Source organism: uncultured Metabacillus sp., from assembly GCF_947503125.1.
In the GTDB taxonomy this organism is placed as follows: Bacteria; Bacillota; Bacilli; order Bacillales; family Bacillaceae; genus Metabacillus.
This window is the reverse complement of record NZ_CANNCR010000029.1, coordinates 41,794-52,212: the sequence shown is the minus strand read 5'-3', so window position 1 is coordinate 52,212 and position 10,419 is coordinate 41,794. Positions and strand designations below refer to the sequence as shown.

Genomic DNA, 10,419 nt, shown 5'->3' with positions numbered 1-10,419 from the left:
TGGCAAGTTTTTTGCATTTAAAGCCCTTAAATTCAAAGATTATTAACTTTTTTAATATAAAAGTTTTTACAATACGACCGCTTAATAGGAGGGGAAATAATGAAACAGGAAGTAATTGAACAAAATGTATCGATATCAAATCCAAAAAAAATAGTAAGAAAGTCAGAAATAAGGCGGACTCTGAAGCCGATTATCTATATGCTTCCAGCCTTAATTATTTATTTAACTGTTATCGTAATACCAACCTTTTATACTCTATACCTTAGTCTCTTTGAATGGAATGGGGTTTCAGCTGAGAAAGTCTTCGTTGGTTTCGGTAATTATATTAACTTATTCACAAATGATACCGTATTTGTAAAAGGATTAAAAAATAATATTATCTGGACTGTCTTGTCATTAGTATTTAGCATGGGTATTGCACTATTACTAGCATTAATGTTGAACAAAAGTTTTAAAGGTCGCGCATTGTTTAGAGCTGTTTTCTATTTTCCTTTTATTCTATCGAATATCGTGGTTGCGATTATCTGGGTATGGATTTACCACCCAAATATGGGGTTAGTAAATGAACTACTTAATAAGATAGGAATTGAAAGTATCCCATGGTTAGCAGATCCGAAAATTGCATTATATGCCGTATTTATCGCTGCGACCTGGCAACACGTTGGAAGTTCAATGGTTATTTTTTTAGCAGGATTACAATCCATGTCGAAGGAGCCGTTTGAAGCAGCAAAAGTAGATGGAGCTACTAGCTTTCAAGCCTTTTACAATATTACCTTACCTCTCTTACGTGAAACATTTATTATTGTGTTTGCTACGACATTATTTTATTCAATGAGGGTTTTCGACATTATTTATGCGATGACTGGCGGAGGCCCGTCTCATAGTACACAAGTATTAGCTTCATGGATGTATTATCAAGGATTTACATTAAATAACGTTGGAACAGGTTCAGCTATATCTATGGTGCTATTATTCTTAGTTATGATTATTGCAGTGCCATATATTTTATGGCAAGGTAAAAAATCACATGTTTAAGAGGGAGTGTGAAAAAGTTGAAGCCATCTAAAATTTTATTCTATATCTTTATTACTTCGTTTGCTTTGGTTTGGTTAATACCCGTGTTCTTTTTACTTTTAACTTCCTTAAAATCGAATGGCGATTTATTCGGGAATTCTTTATTTGCTTTACCGGAAGAATTTAAATGGGGAAATTTTGTGGAAGCGTGGAAAGAAGGCAATTTAGGGCTGTATATGAAGAATAGTCTTATCATATCTGTCATTAAAGTTCCACTAGGAATATTTGTGGCTGCTTTAGCGGCATTTGGGTTAACTCGCCTGAATTTCAAATGGGAAAAGCCGGTTTATTTGTTTATTATCTTAGGAATGACGATCCCATTTCAGGCTTGTTTAGTACCACTAGTTATCATGTTGAATAAGGTGAATCTAATGGATACGCACTTAGGATTAATCTTTATTTATATAGGGTTTGGGATACCGTTTGCAACGTTAATTTTATACGGATTCTTTAAAGGGATTCCAAATGAATTAGATGAGGCAGCACGAATAGATGGGTGCAGTGATTTGTTTTTATTTATACGAATTATTTTACCCGTAGCACTACCAGCGATTTCAACATTAATCATCTTAGACTTTTTAGCAACATGGAATGAATTCCTGTTAGCTCAAATATTTTTAACATCTGATAACCTCAAAACAGTTACAACAGGGATCATGTCATTCAAAGGTGAGCATTCTACAAATTATCCGTTGATGATGTCAGGTGTTTTATTATCGGTTTTACCTGTACTTCTTGTCTATATAATCTTCCAGAAGCATTTTGTGAATGGATTTGGAGGAGCAGTAAAAGGATAAGAAAGATAGATATTTTAAGAAATTAAGGTATTTACTTTGTTTTTTGTAAATTAAACTGGAGGAAATTCATATGAAAAGATTATTTTCACTTACAATGATCACAGTATTAGTTTTATCACTATTAAGTGCATGTAATTCGCAAGGCAATGAAAGCGCTAATAGTAGTGAATCCAGCGACAAAATTACGGTTGAATTTTGGTCTCTTGATACTCAGAAAGCAGTTTATGAACCAGTTATTGAGGAGTTTGAAAAAGAGCATCCTGAAATTGACATTAAATTTTCGACTAGAACCGTTGATGCTCATAAAGAGGGGTTAAAGGTTGCCGCTTCTTCTGATACACTGCCGGATATTTGGTTTAACTGGGGAGGAACATTAGGTTCATTCTATCCAGAAAATGGGTTGACACTTGATTTAACAGAATATGCTGAGCAAGGTAAATGGAATGAATTATATTTAGAGACTGCTCTTGAATTAACTAAATATGAAGGCCAAATTACTGGCGTACCCACAAAGCTTGCAGGCTTAGGTATGTTCTATCGAAAAGATATTTTCGAAGAGTTAGGTATTGAAGTGCCAAAAACGTTTGAAGAGTTTGAAGCGGTTATGGCGAAGCTAAAAGAAAATGATATTACACCTGTTTCAGTTGGCGGAAAATTCGGATGGCATACAATGAGATTTACTGAAGCTGTGCTAGAGCATTATGCTGGACCAGAATTAAAAGATCAATTGATTAATTTAGAACAATCTTGGGACAATCCAGCAGTTGAAAAAACCTACGCAACATTAAAAGAATGGGAAGAAAAAGGATATTTTCCAACTGGATTTATTACAGCTGACCCAAATGAGGCAAAGATGCCTTTCTACAGTGGAGATGCTGCAATGATTTTAGAAGGGCCTTGGTTTGATACAACTGCAACTGAGGATGAGTTTGATTTAGGGAAAATAGGAGTATTTTCATTTCCTACTGATCAAGAACCACAAAGGGTTTCTAGTTTTGTGGAGATGCTCCAAATAAATAGTAATTCATCGAAAGAAGTACAAGATGCAGCAGTAGAGTTTGCTGTATACGCAACATCGAAGGAAGTAGTAGATAAGTATAAAGATAATTTTGAGTTTCCTGTCGCTGCAGCTGGGGTAGAAATTCCAGAAGAATTTCCTAATGTCCCTACACTTGTAGATGCCCTAAATAAGGGAGCATTTGTCATTACTGACCAGGCATTACCACAAGAACTAGTTGTTAAGTTTTTTGAAACGCAGGATAATGTGATCACTGGTGAGTTTACACCAAAAGAAGCTGCAGAATTTTTGCAGAAATCTGCAGAAGAAGTTAAATAATTTATTTATTTAAAAGAAGGATAATAAGGAACATCACTTAAGTAGTGGTTGTTCCTTTATTTAAAAAGTCAATGAAGTTAAACGTTCGCTTTATAAGGAGGAAATTATGGGGAAAGAGTGGAATGAACAAGTAGAGCGCTGGGGGCGTTTTGAAATCGAATTAGAAGGGCCGGATTTAGGTAATCCATTTATTGAAGTGGAGCTTAAAGGGATTTTTACTTTCGGTAATCGGAAAATACCAGCTGATGGGTTTTATGATGGGAACGGTAAATATCGTATACGATTCATGCCAGACAGAGAAGGTGAGTGGACATTTCATACTGTAAGTAACCATATTTCATTAAATGGAGTCACTGGTTCATTTATGTGTACAAGTCCAAGAGAAAATAATCATGGACCCGTTCAGGTAACAGATCAAACCCATTTTCAATATGCCGATGGCTCACCTTTTTACCCATTTGGAACAACGGCTTATGTATGGAATCATCAAGGGGAGCAGCTAGAAAAGCAAACATTGGAATCATTGAAAAATGCACCTTTTAATAAAATTCGGATGTGCGTATTCCCAAAGCATTATGATTATAACCTTCATGAACCAGTTGATTTTGCTTTTGCAGGTTCTAAGGAGGAAGGCTTTGACTTTACCCAATTTAATCCTGGTTTCTTTCATAGACTGGAAAAACAGATTGATAACTTAGGTGATCTTGGTATCGAGGTAGATTTGATCATTTTCCATCCATATGATCGATGGGGCTTTTCGGATATGGGACAAGAAGCAGATGATCGCTATTTAACCTATCTAGTAGCACGATTAGCATCCTTCCGTAATATCTGGTGGTCATTTGCAAATGAATTTGATTTAATGAAAAGCAAAAAGATGGACGACTGGGACCGTTTCTTTAAACTTGTACAGGAAAAAGATCCGGTACAGCACTTAAGATCCATTCATAATTGGCATAACCCAACTATTCATTATCGTCATAATAACCATTGGTATGATCATAACAAGCCATGGGTGACACACGCTAGTATCCAGCATCATGATATGTACTTTATTAAAGAGTGGCGTGAAGCTTTTAGAAAGCCCATCATTAATGATGAATGTCGTTATGAAGGGAATATAAACCATGGATGGGGGAATATTACAGCCGAAAAAATGGTTGAACTATTTTGGAGTGGTGTTTGTAGTGGCGGATACGTGACACATGGAGAAACATACATGCATCCAGAAGGAATAATCTGGTGGTCTCATGGTGGGAAGCTGCATGGAGAAAGTCCGGAAAGAATTGCTTTTTTACGAAATATTTTAGAAGAAGGTCCTGCAAAAAGATTAACTCCAATAGACTTTAGTTGGGATGTTTTTGCAGGAGCAATAGACGATGAATATATTTTAGCTTATTTCGGCCAAAGTAGGCCTTCGTTTAAAAAATTGCCGCTCCCAAAAGGAAATCAATATAAAGTTGAATTAATTGATACATGGGAAATGACTATTACTCCTTTAGAGGGTTTGTTTACAGATGAGAGTCGTATTGACTTGCCTGGAAAACCATTTATGGCTTTAAGAATAACTAAGGCCTTACCTTAAATAACTAAGAAATAAGGAGGATGCTGAGTAGGAAATTTACCCTTGCATCATCCTCCTTTTTTAATTTTGCTTTCTTTTTTATAGTATGTTATCTTTGTTATTCATTTAGAGCCTTACATGAATTTCTAATAATTAAATCCGTATCAACCAAAATTTTAATTTTATCTGTGTCATTGTGATCAATTTCTCTAATTAACTTTTCAATTGCTAATAAAGCGATTTTATCCTTTTTTACATGTATTGTTGTAAGTTCTGGAGTGATAACTTGAGATTCAAAAATATTATCGAAGCCAATAATAGAAATGTCTTCTGGAACCTTTATTCCTAGTTCACTTAAGGATTTTATTGTACTAATGGCCATATAATCAGCTTCGCAAAACAATGCCGTTGGTAATTTGTTCAGGCGGTTTTTTATTTTATCTTTAAAAACCTCTTGAGACGAAATGACAGTTGGTGAAACTGAGAAATAATTGTTTTCAGCAATTTTTAAATGATGATCAGATATTGCTTGAAGAAATCCCTTTTTCCTCATATCAAAGTTATACATTCTCGTTTGTGATTCTACATATCCGATATTTTGATGGCCTAATTCCACTAAATATTTTCCTGCTTGATATGCTCCATAAACGTTGTTCATGACAATGAAATTAACATCTAATGTTTCGAAATTCGTATCTAACACAACTAAATTTGGTTGTATAGAAGAAACAAGTTTAATTTGTTCAGGTATTAAGTTTGTACCTAATAATAAAATGCCAGCTGATTTTTGCTCCTTCTCAAGTCTGGAAATTTCATTCTCAAGCTTGTCTATATTTATTGATGAAACAATAAGTGAATACCCGCTAGCACTAATTTGTTTTTCAATATTGTTAATTAATTCTGTAAAAAAAGGAAGTGATTCATATTGTTCGGTAACGATTCCTTCATTCGTACACGCAACAAACCTTAATAACTTTGAATTTGCTTGAAAATACTGATCAGCCTTAATAATTGGACGGGGAATATATCCATGATCCTGGGCAATTTTTAATATTTTATCACGAGTTTCTTGACTCACCCCAGGTTTTCCATTTAACGCTAATGAAACAGCAGACTTAGAAACGTTTGCTAATTTAGCGATATCATCTATTTTCATAAAAAGTACACCTACTTTAAGAATAAGTTTATTTTCACTAAACTTAATTATAACATAAGTAAAATTGGTTTAGTTTGTATTTAGATGTAGTTGAGAATCAGGGGATTTTAGTTATTGAATAAAGGCGAAAAGTAATAAGGGGGTTAATAAATAAACTAAATCTCAACTAAAAATGATAGGAGCTTCCTATCTATAAAAGTTTATAAAAATCCCTATTTCCTTTGCAATCGGAAATAGGGATAAGTTTTATCCGTAGTGTAATTTTAATTTAGCATACATATCTTGTAACGTAAATGTAGAATCAACATAATGATACCAGCGAACCAAACGTTCTTTTTGATAATGAACATATCGCATATCAGAAGTGATTCTTGGTGCAGGCTTCATCTCGTATCCATACTGATGATCATCCAAAAGTAAACTAACGATCGGAGAGTCTCCTAAATGCCACATTTCTCCCTTTGGCCATCCTTCGAAATCTTTAGGGTCAATTTCCTTCCCGGCTTGTTTTGCACGTTCTATCATAGTAGGAATATGTTTATTTACTACGTCAAAGTTAAAGTCTGCGAGTTGTTGAAACAGATAGGCGCCAATTTCACCATATGGCTTTACATTTACAGCTAATTCCGCAATACTTACACGCATCAGCTTATAAACATCTTGTGGAATTACCCATAATGGAATAGGGGATTTGAAAATAACATTTGCAGCATTTATATCATTCATTAAGTTAAATTCAAATTCACCTTCCGGCCACGAACCACCGCCAATCCAAAGTGCAGTTAGTTTGTCTGCTATTGCAGGTTCCTTCATGTAAGCTGCTGCTAAATCAGTAACAGGTCCTAAAAACGCAACATATAAAGGACTTGGATCATCCTTCATTGCTTCACGAATGATAAAATCAGCACCTTCTGAAAATTGAGGTGTCTCTTCATTAGGCATTGCATTTGCTGCCCCTTTATAAACAGCTACCTCGTCTCGAAGGTTCATGATGTCTAAAACCTTATTAACTTCTGCGTAGCTTTCTTTCATTGAATAATCTGTTCGGTGTTTACCAAAATGGGCAGCAATTATTCCATTAATTTTAAAGCGTGGTGTTAATAATGCATGCACAATCGCAAATTGATCATCGGCTTCATTTTTAGCGTCAGTATTAATAATTAAACGAATTTTCTTAGATTCAGGAATATCAAATGGATGTTTCATAGAAAGATCCCCCTTCAGAGTATGGTATATATAAATTTTAACAGTGTGTGTTAGCGTATTCAATAAAAAAATTTAGTTAAACAGAATGATAATTTAGTTGAGCTTTTGCGTATCCTATAATATCTGATGACATGTGCTATCTTTAAAATATAGTTCTTTAAATTGTAGTGTTTGCAGATAGATTTAAATGTTTCAATGTTTAATTTATTAACTAAACAAACTAAAAAAATCAAATAAATTGTTGACTGTATTATTTTTAGTGATATATAATATAAAAAAATAAAGTTATTTATATAAAAAAGTTTATAAAGACTTCATTTTCATAACCTATTATTAAAGATGTTTTATAGAAATGTTTGTAAGCGCTTTTAAAAGTGGAGTCAATGTGATGAAAACAAGACAATCAAATATTAAGTGGTTTTTAATTTGTTGATTAACAGTAATAGAATCATAAGTTCAACCTCTTATTCTATTACTTTTAATAATTATTTTAAGAAAGGAAGGTACTTTTTATTTTTCAAAGGGGCTTTAAAAATAAACAGGGGGAGATTTATATTGAAAAGATTATTTTCACTTACAATAATCACAGTGTTCGTTTTATCGCTTTTAAGTGCATGTAATTCCAAAGAGAGTGAAAGTGCTAGTGGTAGTGAATCATCGAGTAACAAGGTTACTGTAGAATTTTGGACTCTTGATAATGATAAAGCCTTATACGAGCCAATAATTGAAGATTTTGAAAAAGAACATCCAGATATTGATATAAATATGTCAACAAGAACGATTGATGCACATAAAGAGGGGTTAAAGGTTGGGGCTTCTTCAAATACGCTTCCTGATATATGGTTTAACTGGGGAGGATCTCTAGGTTCGTTTTATCCGGAAAATGGGTTGACACTTGATTTAACAGAATATGCTGAGCAAGGAAAATGGAATGAATTATACTTAGAGACTGCACTTGAATTAACAAAATATGAAGGTCAAATTACTGGAGTGCCGACATCGCTTGCAGGGTTAGGTATTTTCTATAGAAAAGATATTTTTGAAGAGTTAGGCATTGAAGTACCAAAAACATTTGAAGAATTTGAAGCGGTGATGGCGAAGCTAAAAGAAAATAATATTACTCCTGTTTCGGTTGGGGGTAAATTCGGATGGCATACAATGAGATTTACTGAAGCTGTTCTAGAGCATTATGCTGGGCCAGAACTAAAAGATAAACTAATTAATCTAGAAGAATCTTGGGACAATCCAGCCGTTGAGCAAACCTATGCAAAATTGAAAGAGTGGGAAGGAAAGGGATATTTTCCAGCAGGTTTTATTACAGCAGATCCAAATGAGGCGAAAATGCCTTTCTATAGTGGTGATACGGCAATGGTTTTAGAAGGACCTTGGTTTGATACTGTTGCAACAGAGGATGAGTTTGATTTAGAAAAGATAGGGGTATTTCCATTCCCAACTGATCAAGAACCGCAAAGAGTTTCTAGTTTTGTTGAGATGCTCCAAATAAAAGGTGATGCATCGAAGGAAGTACAAGATGCAGCAGTAGAGTTTGCTTTATATGCTTCATCCAAAGAAGTAGCAGAAAAGTATAAAGACAAAGTACAATTTCCTGTAGCTGCAGCTGGAGTAGAAATTCCTGAAAACCTTCCTAATGTACCTACACTAGTAGATGCCCTAGATAAGGGAGCGTTTGTCATTACAGATCAGGCATTACCGCAAGAACTAGTTGTTAAGTTTTTTGAAGCGCAAGATAATGTGATAACTGGAGAGTTTACTTCAAAAGAAGCAGCAGAATTTTTGCAGAAATCAGCTGAAGATGTTAAATAATTATTTTTTGTAATTAGTTAAAAGGAACAATCACTTTACCAGTGTCTGTTCCTTTTATTGTGAAATGCTACTTCAAAAATTTCATAGATTTAATTTAGTTCATTGTTTTTAATTGACTTTTTACTGCCACAATCCATTATATATTTCTCCTTATTCCCTTCAGGCTAGTTTTTTTAAAATATTCCTATTTTGATGTGAAACCTACGCTACTCTTTGCTTCATTTTTCTATATATAGCTATGAATAGAACTTTCTTAGAAGAAGGGCAGTGGTTGAAGATGGCAAAATATCGAATGGTGCGTACTGATTTTTGGAAGAATCCGATTGTTTTAGAAGAGATGATCCCCGAGGATAAGTATTTTTACCTCTACCTTCTTACAAATCCACATACAACTCAAATTGGAATCTATCGCATTACGAAAAAACAAATGGCCTTTGATTTGGGCTATTCGATTGAGAGTGTTCATTCGTTAATGGAACGATTCATCCGGCATCACAAGTTGATCCGATATAATCCTGAAACAAGAGAACTCGCGATTAAAAACTGGGGGAAGGATAACCTGCATAAAGGCGGGAAGCCGGTCATGGATTGCATTTTTTTCGAATTAAATGAAGTCGAGGATGCCTCGCTTATTCGCTATGTTTCGGAAGGCATTCAGAAAGAGGAGATCCGCAGTCTATATGAATCTTTTTGTAGTGTAGTGAACTACCAAGATGAAGTTGATACATATCCAGACACCGAGTGTGATGAAGATGACGATACGTTTATGCGTCGTGATACGATACGGGCACAAAAAGAAAAACAAAAAGAAAAAGAAAAACAACAACAAAAAGAAAAAGCTTTTAACCCAAATATAGAGAATAACCCAGACATAGCCGATCAATCTCAAAATCAACAAACGAAAGACGTTAAAGAAATTATTGAGTTTTGGGACAACAATGGCTTTGGTTTTTCAAACGTGAATGGAAAACAGCAGCTGTTAGCTTGGTTAGATGATTCTAGCTTTTTACAGCCGAAAGATGTGATCTTTAAAGCGATGACGATTGCCTGTGCCAATAACAAGCGAAGGCTGAATTATGTTGTTGGGATTCTGAAAAATTGGGAAAATGAATCGTTACTGACCGTAGAAGAAATTGATTCATATCAGGAGAACCAAACCCCTATACATAAGCTAAAGCAAACAACTGAACCGTTTCCTGCTGGACGAGCGATTCCAAGTGGATTTGAGCTAGATCTAACGGCCGGTGAAGATGATGAGTATGGTTGAAAATGTGTTCTTAGGAAGTTTGAAGAAGGCGGGGACCGTCTCAAGGAGCCGTTATTCAACTTGAACAGAGCTGGTAAGTATTCTTTCTTAATCCTATTGATAACCTTACCCGACTTTAGCTGAGTAGGGAAATCAAGGTCCCAAAGACTAGCTAACAATAAAGTAAATTCAGTATCGTTTACATTCGCTCATAAT

8 protein-coding genes are annotated in these 10,419 nt (G+C 34.6%); 6 read left to right on the top strand and 2 right to left on the bottom strand.

Going from position 1 to position 10,419, the window contains the following annotated elements; all coding sequences use genetic code 11:
* Window positions 1-99 precede the first annotated feature (99 nt).
* From Q1B07_RS17230 to Q1B07_RS17215, 4 genes are all read left to right on the top strand, one after another.
* A complete protein-coding gene (locus Q1B07_RS17230; RefSeq protein ID WP_366945218.1) occupies window positions 100-1,035 on the top strand; it encodes a sugar ABC transporter permease in 936 nt (311 codons plus the stop codon).
* A gap of 8 nt (window positions 1,036-1,043) precedes the next feature.
* Window positions 1,044-1,871: a carbohydrate ABC transporter permease gene (locus tag Q1B07_RS17225; protein ID WP_299092244.1), complete on the top strand. Its 828-nt coding sequence runs from the start codon at window positions 1,044-1,046 to the stop codon at window positions 1,869-1,871.
* Between the two features lie 70 nt (window positions 1,872-1,941).
* On the top strand, window positions 1,942-3,207 hold the full coding sequence (locus tag Q1B07_RS17220; protein ID WP_299092245.1) for an extracellular solute-binding protein: 1,266 nt from the start codon (window positions 1,942-1,944) through the stop codon (window positions 3,205-3,207).
* A gap of 106 nt (window positions 3,208-3,313) precedes the next feature.
* Complete coding sequence (locus tag Q1B07_RS17215; protein WP_299092248.1) at window positions 3,314-4,792, top strand: DUF5605 domain-containing protein; 1,479 nt, start codon at window positions 3,314-3,316, stop codon at window positions 4,790-4,792.
* A gap of 97 nt (window positions 4,793-4,889) precedes the next feature.
* Here Q1B07_RS17215 and Q1B07_RS17210 read toward each other — a convergent pair whose 3' ends face one another.
* Both Q1B07_RS17210 and Q1B07_RS17205 read right to left on the bottom strand, forming a co-directional pair.
* Window positions 4,890-5,927, bottom strand: a complete 1,038-nt coding sequence (locus Q1B07_RS17210) for a LacI family DNA-binding transcriptional regulator (RefSeq protein WP_299092249.1) — start codon at window positions 5,925-5,927, stop codon at window positions 4,890-4,892.
* Window positions 5,928-6,173: 246 nt separating this feature from the next.
* Window positions 6,174-7,133: a nucleoside hydrolase gene (locus Q1B07_RS17205; protein ID WP_299092251.1), complete on the bottom strand. Its 960-nt coding sequence runs from the start codon at window positions 7,131-7,133 to the stop codon at window positions 6,174-6,176.
* Between the two features lie 555 nt (window positions 7,134-7,688).
* On the opposite strand from Q1B07_RS17205, the gene Q1B07_RS17200 reads away from it, so the two are divergent.
* Together Q1B07_RS17200 and Q1B07_RS17195 are read left to right on the top strand one after the other, a co-directional pair.
* The gene (locus tag Q1B07_RS17200) at window positions 7,689-8,957 is read left to right on the top strand and encodes an extracellular solute-binding protein (protein WP_299092253.1); all 1,269 of its coding nucleotides are present in this window, start codon (window positions 7,689-7,691) and stop codon (window positions 8,955-8,957) included.
* Between the two features lie 277 nt (window positions 8,958-9,234).
* Window positions 9,235-10,224 carry a DnaD domain protein gene (locus Q1B07_RS17195; RefSeq protein WP_299092254.1) on the top strand — a complete coding sequence of 330 codons (990 nt, stop codon included), beginning with the start codon at window positions 9,235-9,237 and terminating at the stop codon, window positions 10,222-10,224.
* Window positions 10,225-10,419: the final 195 nt, after the last annotated feature.